The sequence below is a fragment of the Marinobacterium aestuariivivens genome (assembly GCF_042661465.1).
Lineage (GTDB): Bacteria > Pseudomonadota > Gammaproteobacteria > Pseudomonadales > Balneatricaceae > Marinobacterium_A > Marinobacterium_A aestuariivivens.
Window position 1 is genome coordinate 5,172,220 of record NZ_JBHSWE010000001.1, and the last position, 23,240, is coordinate 5,195,459.

Here is a 23,240-nt window from a genome sequence, read left to right on the forward strand (position 1 = left end):
TCGGCCTGGCGTAGAAACTGCGCCATCAGGCGCTGCGCCTCGGCAAACATCACCGCGCCCCCTGGGTGCGACAACCAAGTTCGGCCGCGGCCTGCAGCAGAGGCGTGACCTCCGGCCGGGTAATGACGTCGGCGACGTACATCCGGGACTCGAGCCTGCTGATATCGACCGGTAGCGGATCGCCTTCGCGCATGCCGCAGGGCGAGGCATTGACGACCAGGTCGCAACCATCGGGATCACCGGTTTCGGCCCGCTGGATCCGTGCCGCCCAGTCGCCGAGGCGCTGCGTCAGAATCTCGAAGCGCTTATCGTCGAGCTCGCAAATGCGCAGTTGCGCCACGCCGGCCAGCAGCAGCGAATGGGCGATCGCGATACCGGCACCGCCGGCGCCGACTAGCAAGGCAGTACGGCCATCGAGCTTGCATCCGCTGGCGAGAATCGGATTCACCATGGCATCGCCGTCGCACATATCGCCGTACCAACTGCCGTCTGCATCGCGGCGGATGACGTTCGCCGCACCGAGCATCGCCGCCCGAGCAGTTAGCCGCCCGCAGACTTCACTGGCACGAACCTTGTGCGGCACGGTCGCGATTACCCCGGATACGTTGATCATCTTGCCGGCCAGCGTCATGAAGTCGTCGACATCCTCCGGCTGCACGTGACAGGGAACGATGACGGCATTGCGGCCGTGGGCCTGCATCTCCTGCGTCATGCCGGCGGGCGATCGCACCTGGGCGATCGGCGAGCCGATGATCGGGATCAACTCGGTGGCGCCGTTGAGCTGAATGCAAAGGTTCTGGGTGTTCGCACCTGGGTTGTCCATCGATTTACCTCTGGGTTCACAAGGTCTTGTTGAATACCTCCGGGCGGACGGACGGCGACCGCGCCGGTTTAAAATGAATACTCTACAATAATGAAACATTGTTCAAGAATAATATTTAATTCTCAAAAACACCGTGTTAAGGTGAATGCCAATCCGGTCGAGCTTCCACCCGGACGTATCCGACCGAATAACAACGAGAGGCATTTATTGATGCGCGATCAGAACATCGGCCTGATCGGCGCCGGCGCGATCGGCCAGACCCATATCAGTACCCTCGACTGCCTGCCCGGTTTTCGCCTGGCGGCGATCGCGGACCCCGGCCCCGCAACGGCGGCTATTGCCGAATCGTCGCAGGCGTCCTGGTTCGCCGCTTACCGAGATATGCTCGAGAAATGCGAACTGGATGGTGTCATCGTCGCCACCCCGAACGAGCTGCACGTCGATGTCTGCATCGACTGCCTCGAACGGGGTTGCCGGTACTGCTGGAAAAGCCGATCGCCAACAAGGTGGCCGACGCCATGCGCCTGGTTGAGGCCAGCGAGCGGCTCGGTGTACCGGTACTGGTGGGCCATCACCGGCGTCACAATCCGGTAATACAGGCCGCTAAAAAGCTGATCGCCGAGGGCGCTCTGGGCCGGTTGGTGATGGTGTCGGTCTGTTGCGCCCTGATGAAGCCCGAGCGCTACTTCCAGATTCCCTGGCACCGCGAGCGCGGTGTCGGCGGCCCCTTCCTGATCAACCTGATCCACGAAGTGGACCTGCTGCGGCACCTGTGCGGCGAGGTCGACAGCGTCTCGGCGATGAAATCGAACGCGGTCCGTGGACTCGACGTCGAGGACACTGGCGGCGTGCTGCTGCGGTTCGACAGCGGTGTCATAGCATCGATTGCCATTTCCGACTCGGTCGCAGCGCCCTGGAGCTGGGACCTGACGTCCGGCGAGGTGGAGCGTTTCCCGACCCATGAGGCCCTGTCCCACTACCTCTGCGGCACCGAAGGCGGCCTGAGTCTGCCGGCGCTGGAACTCTGGCGCCATGACGGCGATATCAGTTGGACCGGGAAAATGGCCCGAATCCTCTGCCCACACCAGAGTGGCGATCCCTATGTCGCCCAGCTACGGCATTTCGGCGAGCTCATAAAGGGCCTCGCGACGCCGCTGGTGTCGGCGCGCGAAGCGACTCGCAACCTCGAGATCGTGATGGCCATGCACGAGGCCGCGACCCGCGGCACCCGCGTAAAACTGTCCTGAACCCGACAGCGAGAACCTCATGATGAACAGCAAGACAAAAACGCCCCCTACCGCGCAGACTGACTGCGACGTGCTGGTAATCGGGTCCGGCGCCGCCGGCCTGTCCGCCGCCGTGCGCGCGGCCTGGCAGGGACTCGATGTGGTGGTGGTGGAAAAAGAACCGGTGTTCGGCGGCACCTCGGCCTGGTCCGGCGGCTGGCTCTGGATCCCACGCAACCATCTGGCGCGCGAGGCGGGTATCGATGAAGCGCCCGAGGCGCCGAAAACCTACCTGCGCAACGAACTGGGCGACGGCTATGACGAAGCGCGCGTCGATGCATTCCTCGAGGCCGGCCCGGAAATGGTGGCGTTTTTCCATCACAACACCGCGCTCAGCTTCCTGCCGGGCAATGCCGTTCCGGACTTCCATGGTCATACCGAAGGCGCCGGCACCGGCGGGCGCAGCGTCACCGCTGCGCCTTTCGATGGCCGTGAACTGGGGCCGATGATCGACAAACTGCGACCGCCGCTGCGGGAGATTTCGTTCTGGGGCCTGGGGATAGCTTCGGGGGCCGATATCGGTCATTTTCTGAAGTTTCTGCGCAGCCCGGCATCGACCTGGCACGTCTGCAAGCGCATGACCCGCCACCTTTGGGATCTGGCGCGGTACCGTCGCGGCATGCAACTGGTGAACGGCAATGCGCTGGTCGCCCGGCTGGTTCGCTCTGCGCTGGATCTGGGCGTCGACATCCGCGTCTCGACCCGGGTGAGCGCCCTGCTCAGCAATGAATCGGGACGTGTTGAAGGCGCCCGCCTGGTGACAGAAAACGGTCCCGTGGAGATACGCGCGCGCAGCGGCGTAGTGCTGGCGTGTGGCGGCTTCCCCACGACCCGTCACGTATCCGGCAGCTGTTCCCCCACGCGCCAACCGGTACCGAGCACTATTCCGCGGCACCGAAAACCAATACCGGCGACGGCATCCGCCTTGGCGAAAGCGCCGGCGGCGTGATGGAAACCGGCTATCCGGCGGCGGGCGCCTGGGCACCGGTCTCGCTGGTACCACGCAGCCCGGTCGAAAACGCCCATTTCCCGCACCTGCTGGAAAGGGCCAAACCCGGCGTGATCGCGGTCACCGCAAGCGGCAGACGCTTCGTCAATGAAGCGGACTCCTATCACGACTTCATTCAGGCGCTGATCGATACCACCGAGCCGGGCCAGCCGCCGCAGGCCTGGCTGATCTGCGACCACCGTTTCCTTCGCCGTTACGGCCTCGGCCACGCCAAACCGTTTCCGCTGCCGATCGCTCCGCACCTGCGCAGCGGCTACCTGAAACGTGGACGCACGCCCGCCGAACTCGCGATGGCCTGTGGCATCGACGCCAGCGCCCTGCAGCAGACGCTGGACCACTACAACCAGCACGCCCGCCATGGCGAGGATCCGGCATTCGGGCGCGGCGACACGGCTTACAACCGCATCCAGGGCGATGCCGACTGCACGCCCAATCCCTGCGTCGCGCCGATCGAAAAGGGCCCCTTGTACGGCGTCGAGATTCGGCCCGGCAGCCTCGGCACCTTTGCCGGCCTGCGCACCGATGCATCGGCGCGGGTGCTGGCGGCCGACGGCTTCCCCGTGGACGGTCTCTATGCGGTCGGCACCGACATGGCCAGCATCATGGCCGGCCGCTATCCCGCCGGCGGTATCAATCTGGGTCCCGGCATGACCTTTGGCTATATCGCCGCAAACCATATCAAAAGCCGATACACCTCATTCACCCACGAGAAACCCGCGTCCTGAACGCCTGGAGGAACTCCGATGAAACGCTACGAAATCGCAACGCTGACCACCAAACTCTTTACCGCCGGCAAAGTCGCCGAAGGCGTGAAAAGCTTCTGTGAAGCCCCCGAGGCCGAAGGCCGTCTGCTGGGCTGCTGGTTTTCCGATATCGGCGATCTGAACAAGGTCATGGTGTTGCGGGGCTTCGACAGCAGCGAGGCGATGGAACGGGAACGCGAGCGCACCCGTCGTTCCGACAACCCCTTCCACTGCAGCGAGTATCTGATCGACATGGCACTCGACTCCTACGCCCCCTTCCCCTTCCTGCCGCCGGTCGAGGTCGGCGACTTCGGCCCCATCTACGAACTGCGCACCTACCAGCTCAAGCAGGGTGGCCTGGCGCCGACCATCGACGCCTGGTCGAAGGCCGTCCCGGAACGCATCAGGTTTTCGCCGCTGTGTATTGCCCTCTACGCACTCGACGGCAGCCAGCGCATCACCCAGATCTGGCCCTACCGCAGCCTCGAGGAACGCACCCGGGCCCGCAGCGAATCTGTCCAGGCCGGCGCCTGGCCGCCGAAAGGCGGCCCCGACTGGTTGACCACCGACATGACCTCGGCGATCTATCTGCCGACCGCGGTTTCTCCCCTCAGATAACAATCATCACTCAGGGGCGGCCTGCCGCCCTGCAGGAGGCATCATGAACACTTCAAGACCCCTGGCGCTCGGCGCCCTGACGGTGCTCGGCATGACGCCGCCGGATATCGTCAGCCTGGCGGCGGAGTGCGGCTACGACTACGCCGGCCTGCGACTGCTGCCGGCCACCCCCGGCGGTATCGCCCACCCGCTGATGCACGACCGCAAAATGCTCGACGAGACCCTGGCCCGCATACGGGACACCGGCGTCGGCATCTTCGATCTGGAAATCGTGCGCATCGACGCGCAGTTCGACAGCAAGGCGATGCTGCCCTTCCTCGAAACCGGCGCGGAACTCGGCGCCCAGTGCATTCTGGTGGCGGGCGACGATCCTGACCTGGGACGATTCAGCGACAACTTCGCCGCCTTCTGCGATGCCGCCGCGCCCTTTGGCCTGAAGCCGAACCTCGAATTCATGCCCTGGACCCGGGTGCCGGACCTGGGTACGGCACTGGAGATTCTCGCCGCGATCGACCGTGACAATGCCGGCCTGCTGATCGATGCCATCCACTTCGGCCGGTCGGCCAGCCGACTCGACGACCTTGGCAGAATCCCGGCCCGGTGGTTGCAGTACGCACAGATCTGCGATGCGCCGGTGCAGACCCCGCCTACCACCGAGGAGATCATCCGCGCCGCCCGCGAGGAACGACTGCTGCCGGGAGATGGCGGCCTGCCGCTGGCCGAGTTGTTCCGACGCCTGCCCAGGGCCCTGCCGCTGTGCGTCGAGGTCCCCAACTCCGCGCTAGGTAGCGATGCCGAGCGCGCCCGTCGCGCGCTCGCGGCGACCCGGACCTGCTCGCGGAAAACCTCGAACCGGCAACCGTTACGGAGGCATGAAGCATGAGAGCACTCATTACCGGCGTCAGTGAAGGCATCGGCGGCGCCATCTGCCTGCGCCTGGCTCAGGATGCGATTGCCCGCGACCAGCCACCGACCCTGGTTCTGTCTACGTCCGGCCGCAAACCGGCGCCGGAAGGCATCCTCGGCCGGCTGGAAGCACTCGGCGCCCGCACGCTGCTGATCAGCGGCGACCTGGCCGACCCCGAGGTCCCGCCGCGTCTTGTCGCCGAAGCCATCGAATTCTGCGGCGGTCTCGACATCCTCGTCGCCAACGCCGGGATGATGGCGCCGGGTCGGCTGAGCGAACTGTCGCTGGAGGCCTGGGACCGGCTGTTCGACGTCAATGTCCGCGCGACCTGGCTGCTTGCCAGAGCGGCACTGCCGGCGCTGCGGCTTAGCCGCGGTAACGTCGTCGCGATCTCGTCGATGTCCGGTCAGAACCCCCACGCCGGCAGCGGCGCCTATTCCGCCAGCAAGGCCGCGATGAGCATGCTGTGCCGACAGCTGGCGCAGGAGGTCGCCGCCGACGGCGTACGGGTCAACGCCGTTGCCCCCGGCATGATCCATACACCGCTGACCGACGGCATCTACCGTGATAGCGAAGTCACTGCACGGCGCAAAACGCTGGTCCCGCTGGGACGCATCGGCAGCCCCGATGACATTGCGGCCGCGGCCGCTTTTCTCGCCAGCCCGGATGCCGCCTATATCACCGGCCAGATCCTGACCGCCGATGGTGGTTTCAGCGACGGCATCATGGGGCAGATTCCCGGCCTGCCGCATCAATAGTCTCAATAACTACGAATCAAGAGGACGCACCATGAAGCGGAAATCGATTCTCGGACTCACTGCAGCGGCGCTGCTGCTGTCGACCCAGAGTTTTGCGGACTATCCGGAACGCAATCTGCAGGGGGTCATCCAGTGGGGCGCCGGCGGTGAAACCGATCGCGTATCCCGCACCATCAGCAAACTGGCCGAGCCCTACCTGGGAAGCGAAATCGTACTGGCCAACCATCCGGGCGGCAGCGGCGTGATCGCCACGACCTTCGTCAACTCTCGCCCCGCCAATGGCTACACCCTGTTGTTCGGCGCCGAAAACCCGCAGCTCTATGGCGTGCTGGGGCTTTCGGACCTGGACTATCGCGACTACCATCCGGTCAACATCATGTCCCGTAACGTCGGCGTCATCCTGGCCCGCAAGGACGCGCCCTGGGATTCGTTCAAGGCACTCGTCGACGATGCCAGGGCCCACCCGAACAGCATCAAGATGGGCACCAACGGCCCCGGCACCCTGCCGTTCGTGATCGATTCGATGATGCAGACCATTACCGGCTACGAGGTGCGCAAGGTGCCCTTCGACGGTTCAGGGCCGGGTGTGACGGCACTGCTGGGCGGGCACATCGACTTCATGGCCATCGGCCTGTCGACGGCGAAGGAATACATCCGCTCCGACCAGCTCAAGGCGCTCAGTTTCATAGCCGACGAGCCCGTTACCGGTTTCGACAACATTCCGCTGATCACCGAGGAATACCCGGCGTTCTCGAAATTCCTACCCTGGGGCTCGTTCTTCGGAGTCTTCGTCCACCGTGACACCCCCGATGACATCAAGGCCAAGCTGGAGACCGCCTTCCACCAGGCTGCCCAAAGTCCCGAATTCCGGGAATTTGTCGATAACTCGGGATCGATCAGCGTCGACCTGAGCGGCGAAAAGGCCAATGAGTTTTTGAACCACTGGCAGTCGGTTACCACCTGGCTACTGCATGAGAGCGGTGCGACCAAGAAATCGCCGGACGAACTGAACATACCCCGGCCCTGAGCGACCGGCGGGCGGCCGGACCTTCGGCCCGCCCCACCCCAACAGCAGTAACAACCGAGAGGACTGCAGATGAAACTCAAATCCCTGCTTTGCGGCATCACGCTTATGCTGTCCAATGCCGCCAGCGCCGACTACCCCGACCACAGCCTTCAGGGCATCATTCAGTGGGGCGCGGGCGGTTCGACCGATACCGTCACCCGCACCGTCAGCACCCTGGCCGAAAAACACCTGGGGCAGGATATCGTGCTGGTCAACAGGCCCGGCGGCACCGGCGTGATCGCCACCACCTACGTCAACAGCCGCCCCTCCGACGGCTACACCCTGCTGTTCGGCGCCGAAAATCCGCAGCTGTACGGCGTACTGGGTCTGTCCAAACTCGACTATCGCGATTTCTATCCGGTCAGCGTACTGGCGCGAAACATCCCCGTGGTACTGACCCGTGCCGACGCGCCCTGGAACAGCTTTGCCGATCTGATCAAGGCCGCACAGGCCGAACCCAACTCCATCAAGATGGCATCGACCGGTCCCGGCGGACTCTCGTTCGTGGTCGAGAAGATGATGCAGTCGGTCACCGACTTCGACGTTCGCAGCGTGCCCTTCGACGGCACCGGCCCGGGCGTCACCGCCCTGCTCGGCGGCCATGTCGACTTCATGCCGGTGGGGCTCTCGGCCGCACGTGAAAACATTCGCGCCGGTCGCGCCAAGGCACTGGCGGTGATTTCCGATTCGCCGGTCGAAGGCTTCGACGGCGTACCGCTGATCACCGAACTCTATCCGGCATTCGATCGGTTTCTGCCCTGGGGCCCCTTCTACGGCGTATTCGTCAACCGCGACGCGCCCGACGAGGTCAAGAGCCAGCTCAGCGACGCCTTCCACAAGGCAGTCAATGAGCCCGAGTTTCAGGCGTTTCTCGACAATTTCGGCGCCATTCCGGTCGACCTGAGCGGTACCGAGGCCGATGAGTTTCTCGCTCGCTGGCAGTCGGTCACCACCTGGTTGCTGCAGGATGCCAAGGCAACCAAGAAGTCACCGGACGAGTTCGGTATTCCGAAGCCCTGAGACCGGAGCATGCCGCGTCCTCCCGTAGGAAGCGCGCCCTCGCCGCGAACGCTTTGTTTCGGCGCCGGGCCCATTCGCCTCGAGGGCGAGGCTCCTACGGTTGGTTGGCAGATCACCGGTCCCCCGTAGGAAGCGCGCCCTCGCCGCGAACGCTTTGTTTCGGTGCCGGGCCCATTCGCGGCGAGGGCGAGGCTCCTACGCGAAATTGCCCGCCCCTTGCGGGTGCAGATAAAATGAGGCCAAATAGATGAACCCTGTTCCAATTCACTAGAGGTTACGCATGGCGGCGAATCTGTTGACCCGGGCACTTGGCGCTCTCGAACTGCTGGCACAGAACGGCCGGGGTTTGGGACTGCAGGTGATCGCAGACACTGTCGATATGCCCAAAAGCGGCGCGCACCGGCTCCTGGCAGAGCTGACGCGACTCGACTACGTGGTCCAGGATCCGGACAGTGGCCAGTACCGCCTGACCGGCAAGCTGCCTTCGCTCGGCATGCGCCACCTGGCCGGCACCGGCATCATTGGTGCCAGCCAGCCGCTGCTCGATCGTCTGGCGAGATACAGCAGCGAGCTGGTGCGTCTGGCGGTCGTCGACGGCGACCGGCTGATCTTTATCGCCAAGTCCCAGGGCGCCCGCACCGGCCTGCGTTATGACCCGGAGTCCGGCGGCGAGGCGCCGCTGTTCTGTACCGCGACCGCCTTCACCTGGCTGTCGGGCTTTTCCGACGACGAGGCGATACGGCTGATCGCCGCCCAGGGCGCCATGGATCCCGAGAACCGCGGCCCCAGAGCACCATGCAACTTTGCCCAAGTCCTGCAGCAACTCTCGGAGACCCGGGAGCGCGGCTACGGACGTGCCATCGACATGTCATCTCCCGGCATGTCCGCCATTGCCGCCGCCGTCACGGCGGAGAGTGGCTCCCAGGTACTCGGCATTCTCAGCATCGGCGGCCCCACTGCGCGCCTGACCGAAGACAAGATGAACGAGTTCGCGCCGGAGCTGTTGGAAACCGCTGCCGAACTCTCGTCCCTGCCTGCACTCGAGCGCTACCTGAGCCCGCTGGGTCGCTGCGCGCGCTGATCCAACGACTTCGACACATCGTCCTCCACCTTCCATAGGCGGCCTTGCCACGGCGAGCCGGTGCTGCACCGTGGCTATTCGCACCGGGGGTGGCACTTCTGCGCGGACAACACTCACCTTCAGTGGGAGCGGCTTTAGCCGCTAATCGCGACCATCGGTGCAATCCCCTTTCGCGGCTGTAGCCACATCTCCCACAAAAGTCCGTAGAGACAAACTGGGCTTGACTCCATAACAGCAATATAGTCCTATATTTGAACTATGTTCTATTATGCGCAATACAATAACGAAAGGTTTAGCCATGACGCAGACCCGAAAACTTCATCCCGGCGAACTCGCCATCAGCTGGCTGCTGCTGGCTTTCAGTCTATTTGTCCTCTACCAGGCCCACCGGATCTCCGGCTTTTCCGGCATCAGCTCCGCCGGCGCCTTCCCGCTTGGCGCGGCCACCCTGATGAGCGGCTGCATGCTGTACCTGGTTGTCGCCAATATCCGCATCAGCCTCAAGACACCGGCCGACGAAAAGCACCTGGCCTGGGTCGTGATTGGTGAACTGCTGCCACGGCGCATCGTGCTGTTCACGCTACTGATCGTCGCCTACATGCTGCTGCTCCAGCCGCTGGGCTTCCTCATCAGCACTTTCCTGTTCCTCGGCTGCGGCTTCATCTATCTACGCGGCAGTAGGCCGGTCCGCGCCGTGCTCATCGCCGCCGCGGCCGTCGCCGTGATCTACGGCATCTTCCACTACCTGTTCCAGGTCGTGCTGCCCTGACCCGCGGCCCGACAGAGGAGTCTTTTCATGTCTGAATCTATGTTCGGTTACTTTACGATGGCGTGGTTCGACCCGTCCCTGCTGGCGCTCACGGCCCTGGGCACCCTGGCCGGGATCTACGTCGGGGCCATTCCCGGCCTGTCCGTCACCATGGCGGTGTCGATTCTGATCTCCTTCACCTTCTCCTGGGACGTCAACGATGCGCTGGCGCTGATGGTCGGCATCTATATCGGCGGTGTCTACGGTGGTTCCCGTACCGCCATTCTGCTCAATATTCCCGGTGCGCCTTCCGCCATCGCCACCGCCTTCGACGGCTTTCCGCTGGCCAAGCAGGGCCTCGCGGGCCAGGCCATCGGCATCACCACCGTGGTCTCGGTGATCGGCGGCTTCGTCGGCATCCTGGTGCTGGCCGTCGCCGCGCCGATGGTGTCGGACGTGGCGCTGATGTTCGCGCCCCGCGACTACCTGCTGCTGGCGCTGATGGGCCTGCTGCTGGTGAGCAGCCTGTCCGGCGAGTCGATGGCCAAGGGGATCTTCTGCGCCGCGCTCGGCGCCTGTATCGGTATGGTCGGCATGGATCCGATGACCGCCGAAGGCCGCTTCACCTTCGATACCGTGATGCTGCTCGGCGGCATTCCCTACGTGGTCGCGATGATCGGCTTCTTCGGCGTCTCCGAGGCGCTGTACCAGCTGCACCATATCGGCCTGAAGCCGATCAAGCAGGACGTCTCCAAGATCATCCCGTCCTGGAAGGTGGTGTCTAAATTCATTCCGCTGTCGCTTCGCACCTCGGCGATCGGCGTCTTTATCGGCGCCCTGCCCGGCACCGGCGGCGACATCGCCTCCCTGATGGCCTACGACCACGCCAAGCGCTCGGTCAAAAACCCCAGCAAGCCGTTCGGCAAGGGTGCCTACGAAGGCCTGGTGGCGCCGGAATCGGCCAACAACGCCGCCGTCGGCGGCGCCTATGTCCCGATGCTGACCCTCGGCATGCCCGGCGATGCGGTGACCGCAGTCTTTATCGGCGCCCTGTACATCCACGGCCTGAAACCGGGCCCGATGCTGATGATCGAAACGCCGCACCTGTTCTGGTTCACCGTCGGCAACCTGGTGCTGGCCAACATCTTCCTGCTGATCTTCGGCCTCACCGGCATCCGCGTCTTCGCCAAGATGGTGGAACTGCCCAAGGGCATCCTGCTGCCGCTGATCGTCATTCTGTCGGTGGTCGGCGCCTATGCCATCAACAACAATATCGCCGACATCTTCTGGCTGCTGGGCTTCGGCATCTTCGGCTACTTCCTGAAGATGGTCGGCTTTCAGGTCGGGCCGATCATTCTCGGCGTGATCCTCGGACCGCTGATGGACGTCTCCTACCGGCGCGCAATGATCTCGGTCGGCGACAGCGCGGCGGCACTGGGCATGGAACTTCTGACCCATCCGATCTCGCTGGTACTGAGCCTGGTTGTGATCCTGCTGCTGGTCGGCCAGACACCGTTGCCGCGGTTGATCGGCTCCCGCCTGCGCTCGACACCCGTCGGCAATTGACAGGAACGCCCCGATACCGGGGCATTTTCTTTTCCGGCGCAAGCGCTCGGATTGATCGCACTAACGCCGAGAAGAAACGCAACTGCCACTGCGACGGACAAGCAGCGATTAGCGCCATCTGAAAGCGACGGTTTTCCCGGATCAGGCCGACGTTTACAATACTCGGCTCAGGCGCCCGACGAGGATCGTTACGCAGCGCCTATACTGTCTCAGTCCGCCATCGAAAATCAGGGAGCCGTTCACCCCATGCCAGACCGTCCGCTCAGTACCGGCCAGGACCTGCTGTCCATTCGCATCGAAGGCTTCGAGTTCGTCGAGTTTGCCGCACCGGATCCGCAGCCACTGATCCAACTGCTCGAAAAGATGGGATTCAGGGCCACGGCCAAACATCGTAGCAAGGACGTCACCCTGTACCGTCAGGGTGAGATCAACTTCATCGTCAATGCAACCCCGGGAAGCTTCGCGCAGTCCTTTGCCCAGGAACATGGCATCTCGATCTGCGCCCTGGCATTCCGTGTCGCCGATGCCACCGACGCCTATCAGAAGTTGCTGGCGCAGGGCGCCTGGGAAGCCAGCACCTCTGCCGGGGCCATGGAGCTGAACATTCCGGCGGTGGAAAGCCTCGGGGGCACCCAGATCTATCTGGTCGATCGCTATGGCAGGGACCTGAGCATCTACGACGTGGATTTCAAGCCTCTGCCGGAAGGGGCGACCACGGGCCCGATGCTGCAGCGCGTCTCGAGGCTGACGCTGTCGGTCGGTTCCGGACGTACTGCCGAGTGGCGGGATTTCTTCTGTCGCCTGTTCGGGTTCGAAGACCTGACGGACAGCCGCATCCGCAGCCCGGACGGGAGTTTCGAGCTGAGGTTCGCCGAGATAGCCGACGCTGAATTCGATCTGTCCGACGAGGGCATCAGCGCCATTCACCTGGCGACGGACGAACCGGCCAGTGCCTGCGCGGCTCTTGGCGCAGCCGGTATTGACTGCAAGTCCCTTGATCAGGACGGCTGGAAGCTCGAGCACGACGCTCTGGTCGAGGCCGTGGATTTTCTTATCGAACGCTAGGCGACAAACAAAACAAGGCAAACGATGTCAGCACCCCAATTTTCCATCAGCACCCTGAGTCTGACCGGCTCACTGGAACAGAAACTCGATGCCATCAAGCATGCCGGCTTCGGTTCGATCGAGCTCGGCGCACTCGATCTGTCCGGCTCCGGCGACGGCGTCAGCGGTTCGATTGAACGGATACGTAACAGCGGCCTGCGCATCAGCGCACTGCAGGAAGTGAAGGATTTCGGCGGCCATTCGGGCCGGATCCTCGCCTACAAGCTGGAGCTGGCCAAGTCCTATCTGCGGCAGATGGTGCGCCTTGGCTGCCGGCAGCTGATCGTCACCCCCGCCACCTCGACCCATGCGGCGCCCGAGCCCGACCGTATCGCCGAGGATCTTCGCATCCTGGCGACACTGGCGACACCCTGGGCGTCAGGATCGCTTTCAAACCGCTGTCCTGGGCACCGGGTGCCAAAAGCTATGCAGCGGCCTGGGACATCCTGCAGCGCGCCGGCAACGCGAACCTCGGCCTGGTGATCGACAGCTTTCACCTGCTGGCGCAGCTCGAGGGCCCCGAGGATCTGAGGGACATTCCCGCTGCCCGCTTCGCGCTGGTGCATCTGTCCGACTTCGCGATGAGCACCATTCCGGCACTCGAAGACCGTATCGACATCGCACGCCACTATCGCCTCTATCCCGGCGAAGGCAGCCATGGCGAAAGCATCCGTGAGCTGGTGCGCTTCTGCCAGTCTGTAGGCTACGAGGGAGATTATGTCTTCGACGTCTACAACGACAAATACCTGGCCCTGAGTCCGGAGGCGTCGCTGCAGCACGCCATCCGCTCCCGGCAGTGGATTCTCGACGGGCTGGAGTAACGTAGGGTGGAATAAGCGCCGCAGGCGCGAATTCCACCGATTGCCTGGTACGCCGGCGGCGTTTGATCGAAACGAACAGCCGAGTAGCCTGAAAACGCCGGTGGAATTCGGTTCCCTCATTCCACCCTACCCTGAAGAATCATTTCGGTTCTGATCGCCTCGACGAAGCTGTCCGCGAAGCTCGAAAGCTCCTGATCCCTGCGACTGGCCACGTAGGTGTCGAAGCGGGCTTCCTCGTCGATCGGTATCACCCTCAGCTCCCCGGCCGAAAGCCCGAGATCCGATAGCGTGAAACTGTCGAGTACCGCGATGCCGAGATTCTGTCGCACCAGACTGATGATCATCGAGCCGTAACGGACGCGGATCACGATGTCGAAGTCCAGTCCCTGCCGCTCGAAGATGCTCGCCAGAATGCCGCCGTAGGGATCCCCCGGATCGATCCCGATCAGCGGATAGCGCGCGATCTCCCGGGCGCTGACCGCGGGCCGGTCGGCGAGGGGATGACTGGCGTGCACCAGGCAGGCGAGCTCCCCCGCACCGAGCGGTTGAAAACTGATGGCCGGATGATCGAAGCGGTAACTCATGCAGACGAACTCGCCTCTCTCCAGCAGCAGATAGTCGACAGCCTCTTCCAGTTTCAGGGTTTCCAGGTTGATGCGCAGCTGCGGATACTGCTCCTTGAGCCTGCGAATCGCTCGCGGCACCATCGAGTGGCCGATACTCGGCACCGAGCCGAAGCAAAATTCGACGTCCAGCCCCTGCTCGAGCTGTTCGATCGAGAATTGCAGATCGTTGAGCTTCTTGTAGACCTCGTTGAGCTGGGCGAAGACGCTCTGCGCCTCGGGACTGGGCGTGTACTTGCCGCCACTGCGCGAGAACAGCTTGATCTTCAGCATCGATTCGACGTGCTTCATCGTCCGGCTCAGGCCGGGCTGGGAGACGTTGAGCAGCCGGGCAGCCCCGGCAATGGATCCCGCCACCATAATGGCCCGAATCACCTCGATCTGGCGCAGTGTCAACTGGCGTTTCGGCATGCCATCCCCCTTGATTTTTCCATTGACCATCCCCCCGCTGGGCTACTTTTAATAAAAGGATCAGCGCGAGCAAAACTTAACATTATGTTATAGATATGGCCAATATAGGTATTTGACCTTTAGTCGCTATCGCGGAGAATACAACCCCATGCAGTTGGTTCTGCTGCGAAGAGCGATGCCGACGACCGCTAACAGGACGATCGGCGCCTCGGAAAACAGGACAAGCCACCCCGATAACAACAAGGACCTACAACAATGAAAAAAAATCTGATCAAGACACTGGCCTGCACCGCCCTCGCAGGGTTTGTCGCCGGCAACAGCCTGGCTGCCGACTTTCCGGACAAGGATCTTCAGGGTGCGATCATGTGGGGCGCAGGTGGCGCCACCGATAACGTCGCCCGCGCCATCACGCCGCTGGTCGAACCCCACCTCGGAAAAAGCATCGTCCTGACCAACCGATCGGGCGGTGCCGGTGCCATCTCCACCAACTTCGTCAATGCCCGCCCCAGCGACGGCTATACCCTGTTGTACGGCGCCGAAAACCCGCAGTTGCACAAGGTACTGGGGCTGTCCAAGATCGACTACGCCGACTTCTATCCGGTCAGCATCCTGGCCCGGGGCGTTGTCGTGATCGTCGCCAACAACGATAAGCCCTGGAACTCGGTTAAGGACCTGGTGGCCGATGTTCAGGCCAATCCCGGCGAGATCAAGATGGGCTCGACCGGTCCCGGCGGCTTGCCCTTCGTCGTCGGTGCCATGCTGAAATCCTCCGCCGAGTTCGATGTCCGCGCCGTGCCTTTCGACGGCGAAGGCCCGGGTGTTACCGCACTGCAGGGCGGCCATGTCGACTTCATGCCGGCCGGCCTGACTGCGGTACGCGAACATATACGCGCCGGTCGCGTGAAGCCGCTGGCCGTGGTGTCCGATGAGCCGGTGCCGGGACTCGAGGATATTCCGCTGATCACCGAGGATCTGCCGGAATTCAAGAAATTCCTGCCCTGGGGCCCCTTTTACGGCATCTTCGCCAAGCAAGATATTCCGGACGAGGCCAAGGCGAAGCTGACCGAAGCCTTCGGCAAGGCGGCGGCCGACCCGAAGTTCGCCAAGTTCATGGAAGACTTCGGGGCCGTGGTGATGAATATCAGCGGTAACGAAGCCGATCAGTTCCTTAAACACTGGCAGTCCGTGACCACCTGGTCGCTGCATAATGTCGGCGAAACCAAGGTATCGCCCGAAGAGTTCGGCATTCCCAAACCCTGATATCCCCAGCCGGCGGACGCCTTGGGCGTCTGCCGGACCCGGCCGCTCCCCAACCGGCCCCCGTCCGACAGACGTCCCGCCGCTGCCTAACCTGTGGTACCCGCTATGAAAAGCGCACGCAAACTTCATCCGGGCGAGCTTAGCATCAGTATTCTGCTGCTGATATTCAGCTTTTTCGTCCTCTTCCAGGCCTACCAGATCTCGGGCTTTTCCGGCCTCAGCTCCGCCGGCGCATTCCCGCTCGGTGCGGCCGTTATCATGACCCTGTGCATGATCAACCTGGTGGTTGCCAACATTCGCATCAGCCTCAAGACACCGGCCGACGAAAAACATCCGGCCTGGGTCGTGATCGGTGAACTGCTGCCACGCCGGATCGTGCTGTTCACGCTACTGATCGTCGCCTACATGCTGCTGCTCCAGCCGCTGGGCTTCCTCATCAGCACCTTCCTGTTCCTCTGCTGCGGCTTCATCTACCTGCGCGGCAGTAGGCCGGTCCGCGCCGTACTCATCGCCGCCGCAGCCGTAGCCGTGATCTACGGTATCTTCCACTACCTGTTCCAGGTCGTGCTGCCCTGACCCGCGGCCCGGCAGAGGAGTCTTTTCATGTCTGAATCTATGTTCGGTTACTTTACGATGGCGTGGTTCGATCCCTCGCTGTTGCTGCTGACGGCGCTCGGCACCCTGGCCGGAATCTATGTCGGCGCCATTCCCGGCCTGTCCGTGACCATGGCCGTGTCGATCCTGATCTCCTTCACCTTCTCCTGGGACGTCAACGATGCCCTGGCGCTGATGGTCGGCATCTATATCGGCGGCGTCTACGGCGGTTCCCGCACCGCCATCCTGCTCAACATCCCCGGCGCCCCCTCGGCCATCGCCACCGCCTTCGACGGCTTCCCGCTGGCCAAGCAGGGACTCGCCGGCCAGGCCATCGGCATCACCACCGTGGTCTCGGTGATCGGCGGCTTCGTCGGCATCCTGGTACTGGCCGTCGCCGCGCCGATGGTGTCGGACGTGGCGCTGATGTTTGCACCGCGGGACTATCTGCTGCTGGCGCTGATGGGCCTGCTGCTGGTCGCCAGTCTGTCCGGCGAATCGATGGCCAAGGGGATCTTCTGCGCCGCGCTCGGCGCCTGTATCGGCATGGTCGGCATGGATCCGATGACCGCCGAAGGCCGCTTCACCTTCGATACCGTGATGCTGCTTGGCGGCATTCCCTACGTGGTCGCGATGATCGGCTTCTTCGGCGTCTCCGAGGCGCTGTACCAGCTGCACCATATCGGCCTGAAGCCGATCAAGCAGGACGTCTCGAAGATCATTCCGTCCTGGAAGGTGGTGGTGAAGTATCTGCCGCTGTCGATCCGCACATCTTTCATCGGTGTCTTTATCGGCGCCCTGCCCGGCACCGGCGGCGACATCGCCTCCCTGATGGCCTATGACCACGCCAAGCGCTCGGTCAAGAAGCCCAGCAAACCGTTCGGCAAGGGTGCCTACGAAGGCCTCGTCGCGCCGGAATCGGCCAACAACGCCGCCGTCGGCGGCGCCTATATCCCGATGCTGACCCTCGGCATGCCCGGCGATGCGGTGACCGCGGTGATCATCGGAGCCCTGTACATTCACGGCCTGAAACCCGGCCCGATGATGATGATCGAAACGCCGCACCTGTTCTGGTTCACCGTCGGCAACCTGGTGCTGGCCAACATCTTCCTGCTGATCTTCGGCCTCACCGGCATCCGCGTCTTCGCCAAGATGGTGGAACTGCCCAAGGGCATTCTGCTGCCGCTGATCATCATTCTGTCGGTGGTCGGCGCCTATGCCATCAACAACAATATCGCCGACATCTTCTGGCTGCTGGGCTTCGGCATCTTCGGCTACTTCCTGAAGATGGCCGGCTTCCAGGTCGGGCCGATCATCCTCGGCGTGATCCTCGGGCCGCTGATGGACGTCTCCTACCGGCGCGCGATGATCTCGGTCGGCGACGACCCGGCCGCACTCGGCCTCGAGCTGCTGACCCACCCGATCTCGCTGATTCTGACCCTGGTCGTGGCGGCCTTGCTGCTCAGCCAGACGCCGCTGCCGAAACTCATCAAAAGCCAGCTGAAACAGCCCACCTCCTGAGTGGCAAGCCGCGACCTTTCTCAACCCAACTTCAGACGAAGCACGCCCCGGGGACCGCCTAAGCGGTTCCCACCAGTGCCGTCCGCCCCTCTTTCAGCGGAGACAGTCATGGAAAATCTTCTGATACCGAGCCCACAGGGCACGACCCGCGTCTTTGTCGTCCTCGGGGATCCCGTCGCTCAGGTCAAGGCGCCGGAATTGATGAACCGGGTTTTCGTCGCCAACGGCGTCGATGCCGTCATGGTACCTGTCCATGTCCACCCCTGCGAACTGCCGACGGTGATGCCGGGGCTCAAGCAGATCGCCAATCTCGACGGCATGCTGATCACCATTCCGCACAAGTTCGACGTCTGTGCCCATATCGACACTGCCAGCGAGATGGTCAGCTTGTCGGGCGCCGCCAATGCGCTGCGCCGCGAGATCGATGGCAGTTGGAGCGGCGAAAACTTCGATGGCCTGGGCTTCGTGGCGGGCCTGATGCAGCAGGGCCATGACCCGGCCGGCAAGATCGTCACCCTGGTCGGCAGCGGCGGTGCGGGCGTCGCCATCGCGGCCGCGCTCCTGCAGGCCGGCGTCCAGCGCCTGAATGTGACGGACCTGTCGAAGGAGAAAGCGTCCCGGCTCGCACAGCGCCTCAATGCCAGGTACAACGGCAGGGTCGACGCCAGCGTAACGCCCCAGCTACAGGATGCCGACATCGTCATCAACTCGACCCCGATGGGCCTGCGCGAAACGGACCCACTGCCGTTCGATGTCGACAGGCTGCACAACGAGACCCTGGTGGCCGATATCATCATGAAGCCGGCGCAAACGCGGCTGCTGAAGCATGCGGCCCAGCGGGGCCTGCGCGTCCATCAGGGTATCCATATGCTGGCGCCGCAGATCGAGATGTATCGGGAGTATTTCCGGGTGCCGTTTGTGGGAGAGCACTCCGTGGGCGAAAATCCCCGGTACTAAAACAGGTTCGCCCAAAGACCAAGCTCCCACCAGGTCTGCTTTTGTGGGAGCCCACTCCGTGGGCGAATATCCCCGGTACCCAAGCAGCTCGCCCGGAGACCGGGCTCCCACGGGCGAGCTTTTCGGGCACCCCGGTCAATACTCAAACATCGTCTTCCCGGCGGTACTCCCGGGCCTGGGCCGCCAGGCGGATATGGGCGTTGGCTTCACCGTAGCGATTGTAGCCGCCGAGGCGCTGCACCACCTCGAAGAAGACACCATGCACTTCCCGGGTATAGAAGTGGAAGAATTCGCCGTCGTCGTTGCGGTCATATAGGATGTTCAGACCCTGTAACCGTTCCAACAGTTCGGCATCGAGACCAAAGCGGGCATCGAGGTCACGATAGTAGTTGTCCGGAACCGGCAGCAGATTTTCAGCGCCGGCCTGGCGGGCAGCCGCGAAGATATCGTCGCAGCCGAAGGCGATCTGCTGCACACCGGAGCCCTTCGACTTGCTGATGAAGCGCTGGGCCGAGGCTTCCCGTGCCGCCGTCATGTTGATCGGGATCCGCACGCGGCCGTTCTTGCTGATCGCAACCCGGCTGACCACCAGGCCGTAGATGTCCGGCAGGTCGGTACTGGCCTCGATGTCGAAGCCGAACAGCGACTTGTAGAAGAAAGCCGCCGAGAGGAAGTCGGTGTTGGACACGGTCTGGCCGATATGGTCGATCCGCTGCAAGCCGATATCCCCGGCCTCCTCGCCTGCCACCGACACGAAATCGATGTCAAAGAAGCGAAACCTGGCCCCCGCTCGACGAAATAGACCAGGCTGTCGCCAATACCGCGGATCGCCGGTATGTTCAGCTCGCCGGGACCGGCCTGATTGGCGAAGCGGCTGCAGTGGTAGTGCTCGGTCCGGGCGAGTGTCCGTTTCAGGTCGGAAGTGGCAAACGCCAGTGCACAGACCGAGACGCCATGGGCCTGATAGTGTTCGTGGGCCAGGCTCTGCGGCTCGCGGTTCAGCACCAGGTTGATATCCCCTGGCGCATCAGGCTGACGTTCTTCGAGCGGTGACGGTGGGTCTCGCGAAAGCCTAGACACCTGAGCAGGCCGATCAACTCTTCGCCGCTGTCGCCCTCGACCGCGAACTCGATGAACTCGACATCGGTGATTTCGGGCTGATCGGACCGCCCCCGAAGTCTGCTCGTCGAGCCAGATCAGCGAACGCATGCCGTCGACGGCCTTTTCCTGTGGTGCCGAGGCGCGGAATTCATCATTGAAGATCTCGTGGGAGAGATAATCGTCGAACCCCTTGTCCCTGAGGCACTGCACGAACTCCACCACCGGCAGATCCCCCTGTCCCGGGAAGCAGCGGAAGTGGCGGCTGTAATGCAGCACTTCCATCTGCAAACGCGGCGCGTCGGCGACCTGGACCAGGGCGATCTTCTCGATCGGGATCTCGTCGCGCAGACAGTCCAGGGTATTGCCGCGGGCGAACATGTGAAAGGTGTCGAGATTGATGCCGAGGTTCGGGTGGTCGGCTCTCTTGATAATGTCCCAGGCGACCTCGTAGTCGGCGACGTAACGGCCCCAGGCCAGGGCTTCGTAACCGAGCATGATGCCCTCCTGGCTCGCCAGCCCGGCGAGTTCGTACAGATCGGCGGCGGCCCGGTCGCGGTCGTCGATCGCATGGGGCGAGACGTTGCTGCAAATCAGCATGCGCCGGCAGCCGAGTTCGTGCATCGTTTCGAACCAGCAACGCGCCCGGTGGAAGTTCTGGCTGCGCCAGGGCTCCGGCATCGCCTCGAAATCGCGGAAAGGTTGCAACGCGATGATTTCGAGCCCGAGGTCCTCGGCCATCCTGTGCACATCGCCGGGGCTGCCGTCAAACTGGGTCAGATCGTTGTGGAATATTTCGACGCCGTCGAAGCCCGCCTTGGCAATCGCCAGAAGCTTTTCGCGCAGCGTGCCGGAAATGCTGACCGTTGCCAGTGCCGTTTTCATGTCGTGGTTCTCGTCGTCTGGTTCAGCGTGGGCGCTGTGGACATTGCCGGCACAGCACCGCCATTGCCTGCAGCTAAAGGAATTTTCTTTCTGGATGCCTTAACAGTAGCCCGAAGATCCAGGCAATAAAAATGAATAATGGACGTACTTACATATCGTTATTGATATACCAAAAGCGCTATCATTCAGTGTTATCTGGCATAAAAAGAATGCGTTCAATTATCTTTGACTCATCCTATATTTTCTGGAATCAAGGTCATGCTCGAAAATCGCATCAAGTATCGACATCTGCAATGCTTCCTGGAAGTGGCACGTCAGGGCAGCGTCGGCCGTGCCGCCGGGATGCTGGCGCTGACTCAGCCGGCGGTATCGAAAAAGCTCAAGGAGCTCGAGGAAATGCTGGGCGTTCGCCTGCTGGAACGCAGCAAGAAAGGGGTCGAACTGACCCAGTTTGGTGAGGTGTTCCTCAAGTATGCCGGCGCAAGCGTCGCCGCGTTGAGAGAAGGCGCCGACAGCATCGCCCAGGCCAGGCAGAAGAGCAAAACCCGTCTCGGTGTCGGGGTCCTGCCGACGGTGGCGACCAGCATCATGCCCCGGGCCGTCAAGTCGCTGTACGATAACGACCTCGGTATCAGACTGAATCTGGTCTCGGGCCCGAACGCCCAGTTGCTCAACCAGCTCAGGGTGGGCGCTCTGGATCTGGTGGTCGGGCGCCTTGGGGCCGTCGACCTGATGTCCGGACTGTCCTTCCAGTATCTCTATTCCGAGGGGGTCGCCTTTGTCGTACATCAGCGGCATCCGCTGGCACGAAAGGGCGCCCTGATGATCGCCGCCATCCACGACTACAGAATCCTGTTGCCGCCGCCGGAATCCACCATCGCACCGGCCATCGAGCGACTGTTGCTGGCCCATGGCATCGCCACCCCACAGGATCCGGTCGAGACGACGTCGGACTCCTTCGGCAAGGAGTTTATTCGCCAGACCGATGCCATCTGGGTCGTTTCGCGTGGCGTCGTGGCCCGTGAACTGGGGACCGGCGAGTTCGTCGAACTGCCGCTCGACACCGATGATACCCAGGGACCGGTCGGGCTGACGACCCGTGCCGACGCCACGCCGTCGCCGATGCTGCAGTTGCTGATGAACGCCATCCGGGAAGCCGCCACCCACTATGCCGACTCATACTGAAATCGATATATAAACCCGATCAAAAGTGAATTTACATATCGTTTTGAAACTTTGACAATATCTGGCTGCAATAGCGGTGGCACCGACACGGCCATTCCGGCCCGTTCGACTGCGGCCCCTCCATCCCGCCCCCGGTCCCGTGATTCCGCCCGGATCGAACGTTGCGACGCACAACCGGAATCAGCCTTCACGGAGAGATACCATGCTTGAGATCATGGCCACGACGGCCCCCATTTTCATGCTGATTGCGCTGGGCTTCGCTGCCGTCAAAACGACGCTGATGCCGCAGGACGCCATACCGGGGCTCGGCCGCTTCGTGCTCTACTTCGCAATGCCGGCGTTGATCTTCAGCACCCTCGGCACCATGGAATTCTCAGAGGTGATCGATCCTGCCTATATGCTGATCTACGGCGGTGGTTCGGTACTGGCCCTTGCCCTCGGCATTCTGGTCAGCAAGACCTTGCTGCGCAACGATCTCAAGGGCAGCGGGGTCAAGGGCATCGGCATATCGATCTCCAACAGTGCCTTTTTCGGCTATCCGGTGCTGCTGCTGGTTTTCGATCACCCGCCGACCAACGCCTTCGCGATGTGTCTGATCGTCGAAAATATCCTGATACTGCCGCTGGCACTGGTCACCATCGAATACAGCATCGGCCGCCAGAACGGCACCACCCTGGTCGAAGCCTGGCGCGCCGTTCTCTCTCGGGTGCTACGCAACCCGCTGATTATCGCCATCGCCGCCGGCATATCCGCATCCGCCGTCGACCTGCAGCTACCCGGGGTGTTCGAGCAGAGTCTGCAGATGCTGGCACGTACGGCTGCCACCCTTGCGCTCTTCGTGGTAGGCGGTTCGCTGGTCAGTGCCTCCCTGCGCGGCAACCTCGGTGAAATCGGCACGGTGGTCGCCGGCAAGCTGGTGCTGCATCCGCTGCTGGTCAGCCTGATGATCTGGTTGGTACCGGGCCTGGACCCGCAACTGAAGGTCGCCGCGATCCTGATGGCGGCGATGCCGATGATGAGCATCTATCCGATCATCGGCGGCAACTACGGTTATCGCAACCTGTGCTCGAGCATGCTGCTGGCGACAACGGTGCTGTCGTTCGCGACCATCAGCATCACGCTGGGGGTCTTGCTTTAAGATGTCATCGGTTCGCCC

General features: G+C 62.7%; 24 protein-coding genes and 1 pseudogene. 21 read left to right on the forward strand and 4 right to left on the reverse strand.

From position 1 onward, the window contains the following. Window positions 1–49 precede the first annotated feature (49 nt). The gene (locus tag ACFQDL_RS27100; protein WP_379911708.1) at window positions 50–823 is read right to left on the reverse strand and encodes a shikimate dehydrogenase family protein; all 774 of its coding nucleotides are present in this window, start codon (window positions 821–823) and stop codon (window positions 50–52) included. A 210-nt stretch (window positions 824–1,033) separates the two neighbouring features. Between ACFQDL_RS27100 and ACFQDL_RS27105 the strand changes: the two genes are divergently transcribed. The 15 genes from ACFQDL_RS27105 to ACFQDL_RS27175 all read left to right on the forward strand — a co-directional run bounded on the left by ACFQDL_RS27105 (window position 1,034) and on the right by ACFQDL_RS27175 (window position 13,550). Then, window positions 1,034–1,417, forward strand: coding sequence for a Gfo/Idh/MocA family protein (locus ACFQDL_RS27105; protein WP_379911709.1), 384 nt, complete (start codon window positions 1,034–1,036; stop codon window positions 1,415–1,417). Then, entirely contained in the window at window positions 1,342–2,070 is a 729-nt protein-coding gene (locus ACFQDL_RS27110; protein ID WP_379911710.1) for a Gfo/Idh/MocA family protein, read from the forward strand. Before ACFQDL_RS27105 ends, ACFQDL_RS27110 begins: the two co-directional genes overlap by 76 nt. A gap of 22 nt (window positions 2,071–2,092) precedes the next feature. Continuing rightward, window positions 2,093–3,058, forward strand: a complete 966-nt coding sequence (locus ACFQDL_RS27115; protein ID WP_379911711.1) for an FAD-dependent oxidoreductase — start codon at window positions 2,093–2,095, stop codon at window positions 3,056–3,058. Beyond that, on the forward strand, window positions 2,959–3,843 hold the full coding sequence (locus ACFQDL_RS27120) for an FAD-binding protein (RefSeq protein WP_379913387.1): 885 nt from the start codon (window positions 2,959–2,961) through the stop codon (window positions 3,841–3,843). The genes ACFQDL_RS27115 and ACFQDL_RS27120 overlap by 100 nt, the downstream gene beginning before the upstream one ends. 18 nt (window positions 3,844–3,861) lie before the next feature. Beyond that, window positions 3,862–4,479 (forward strand): NIPSNAP family protein, encoded by a 618-nt coding sequence (locus tag ACFQDL_RS27125; protein ID WP_379911712.1) that lies wholly within the window; start codon window positions 3,862–3,864, stop codon window positions 4,477–4,479. Between the two features lie 43 nt (window positions 4,480–4,522). After that, complete coding sequence (locus tag ACFQDL_RS27130; protein WP_379911713.1) at window positions 4,523–5,362, forward strand: sugar phosphate isomerase/epimerase family protein; 840 nt, start codon at window positions 4,523–4,525, stop codon at window positions 5,360–5,362. Further along, window positions 5,359–6,144, forward strand: a complete 786-nt coding sequence (locus ACFQDL_RS27135) for an SDR family NAD(P)-dependent oxidoreductase (protein ID WP_379911714.1) — start codon at window positions 5,359–5,361, stop codon at window positions 6,142–6,144. Before ACFQDL_RS27130 ends, ACFQDL_RS27135 begins: the two co-directional genes overlap by 4 nt. Window positions 6,145–6,175: 31 nt before the next feature. Continuing rightward, window positions 6,176–7,171, forward strand: coding sequence for a tripartite tricarboxylate transporter substrate binding protein (locus tag ACFQDL_RS27140; RefSeq protein WP_379911715.1), 996 nt, complete (start codon window positions 6,176–6,178; stop codon window positions 7,169–7,171). Window positions 7,172–7,240: 69 nt separating this feature from the next. Then, complete coding sequence (locus ACFQDL_RS27145) at window positions 7,241–8,230, forward strand: Bug family tripartite tricarboxylate transporter substrate binding protein (protein ID WP_379911716.1); 990 nt, start codon at window positions 7,241–7,243, stop codon at window positions 8,228–8,230. Window positions 8,231–8,510: 280 nt separating this feature from the next. Then, window positions 8,511–9,311, forward strand: a complete 801-nt coding sequence (locus tag ACFQDL_RS27150; protein WP_379911717.1) for an IclR family transcriptional regulator — start codon at window positions 8,511–8,513, stop codon at window positions 9,309–9,311. 298 nt (window positions 9,312–9,609) lie between these two features. Continuing rightward, a complete protein-coding gene (locus tag ACFQDL_RS27155) occupies window positions 9,610–10,080 on the forward strand; it encodes a tripartite tricarboxylate transporter TctB family protein (protein WP_379911718.1) in 471 nt (156 codons plus the stop codon). 27 nt (window positions 10,081–10,107) lie between these two features. Continuing rightward, the gene (locus ACFQDL_RS27160) at window positions 10,108–11,625 is read left to right on the forward strand and encodes a tripartite tricarboxylate transporter permease (RefSeq protein ID WP_379911719.1); all 1,518 of its coding nucleotides are present in this window, start codon (window positions 10,108–10,110) and stop codon (window positions 11,623–11,625) included. 246 nt (window positions 11,626–11,871) lie between these two features. Next, window positions 11,872–12,690 (forward strand): hypothetical protein, encoded by an 819-nt coding sequence (locus ACFQDL_RS27165; RefSeq protein ID WP_379911720.1) that lies wholly within the window; start codon window positions 11,872–11,874, stop codon window positions 12,688–12,690. Between the two features lie 24 nt (window positions 12,691–12,714). Next, on the forward strand, window positions 12,715–13,212 hold the full coding sequence (locus ACFQDL_RS27170; protein ID WP_379911721.1) for a sugar phosphate isomerase/epimerase family protein: 498 nt from the start codon (window positions 12,715–12,717) through the stop codon (window positions 13,210–13,212). Continuing rightward, entirely contained in the window at window positions 13,128–13,550 is a 423-nt protein-coding gene (locus tag ACFQDL_RS27175) for a sugar phosphate isomerase/epimerase family protein (RefSeq protein WP_379913389.1), read from the forward strand. Before ACFQDL_RS27170 ends, ACFQDL_RS27175 begins: the two co-directional genes overlap by 85 nt. 116 nt (window positions 13,551–13,666) lie before the next feature. Here ACFQDL_RS27175 and ACFQDL_RS27180 read toward each other — a convergent pair whose 3' ends face one another. Further along, window positions 13,667–14,584, reverse strand: a complete 918-nt coding sequence (locus ACFQDL_RS27180) for a LysR family transcriptional regulator (protein WP_379911722.1) — start codon at window positions 14,582–14,584, stop codon at window positions 13,667–13,669. Between the two features lie 255 nt (window positions 14,585–14,839). Between ACFQDL_RS27180 and ACFQDL_RS27185 the strand changes: the two genes are divergently transcribed. The 4 genes from ACFQDL_RS27185 (at window position 14,840) to ACFQDL_RS27200 (ending at window position 18,916) form a co-directional block, all read left to right on the forward strand. Continuing rightward, window positions 14,840–15,844 (forward strand): Bug family tripartite tricarboxylate transporter substrate binding protein, encoded by a 1,005-nt coding sequence (locus ACFQDL_RS27185; protein ID WP_379911723.1) that lies wholly within the window; start codon window positions 14,840–14,842, stop codon window positions 15,842–15,844. 105 nt (window positions 15,845–15,949) lie between these two features. Next, entirely contained in the window at window positions 15,950–16,420 is a 471-nt protein-coding gene (locus tag ACFQDL_RS27190; RefSeq protein WP_379911724.1) for a tripartite tricarboxylate transporter TctB family protein, read from the forward strand. Between the two features lie 27 nt (window positions 16,421–16,447). Further along, entirely contained in the window at window positions 16,448–17,959 is a 1,512-nt protein-coding gene (locus tag ACFQDL_RS27195) for a tripartite tricarboxylate transporter permease (RefSeq protein WP_379911725.1), read from the forward strand. Window positions 17,960–18,067: 108 nt separating this feature from the next. After that, window positions 18,068–18,916, forward strand: a complete 849-nt coding sequence (locus ACFQDL_RS27200) for a shikimate dehydrogenase family protein (RefSeq protein WP_379911726.1) — start codon at window positions 18,068–18,070, stop codon at window positions 18,914–18,916. A 142-nt stretch (window positions 18,917–19,058) separates the two neighbouring features. On the opposite strand, the gene ACFQDL_RS27205 is transcribed toward ACFQDL_RS27200, so the two are convergent. Both ACFQDL_RS27205 and ACFQDL_RS33085 read right to left on the reverse strand, forming a co-directional pair. Continuing rightward, window positions 19,059–19,670 carry a VOC family protein gene (locus ACFQDL_RS27205; protein WP_379913391.1) on the reverse strand — a complete coding sequence of 204 codons (612 nt, stop codon included), beginning with the start codon at window positions 19,668–19,670 and terminating at the stop codon, window positions 19,059–19,061. An 89-nt stretch (window positions 19,671–19,759) separates the two neighbouring features. Continuing rightward, a pseudogene (locus ACFQDL_RS33085) lies at window positions 19,760–20,899 on the reverse strand (sugar phosphate isomerase/epimerase family protein); the annotation flags it as partial. A gap of 258 nt (window positions 20,900–21,157) precedes the next feature. Between ACFQDL_RS33085 and pcaQ the strand changes: the two are divergent. Together pcaQ and ACFQDL_RS27225 are read left to right on the forward strand one after the other, a co-directional pair. Continuing rightward, the gene (gene pcaQ, locus ACFQDL_RS27220; RefSeq protein ID WP_379911727.1) at window positions 21,158–22,084 is read left to right on the forward strand and encodes a pca operon transcription factor PcaQ; all 927 of its coding nucleotides are present in this window, start codon (window positions 21,158–21,160) and stop codon (window positions 22,082–22,084) included. 202 nt (window positions 22,085–22,286) lie between these two features. Next, a complete protein-coding gene (locus ACFQDL_RS27225) occupies window positions 22,287–23,222 on the forward strand; it encodes an AEC family transporter (RefSeq protein WP_379911728.1) in 936 nt (311 codons plus the stop codon). Window positions 23,223–23,240 lie beyond the last annotated feature (18 nt).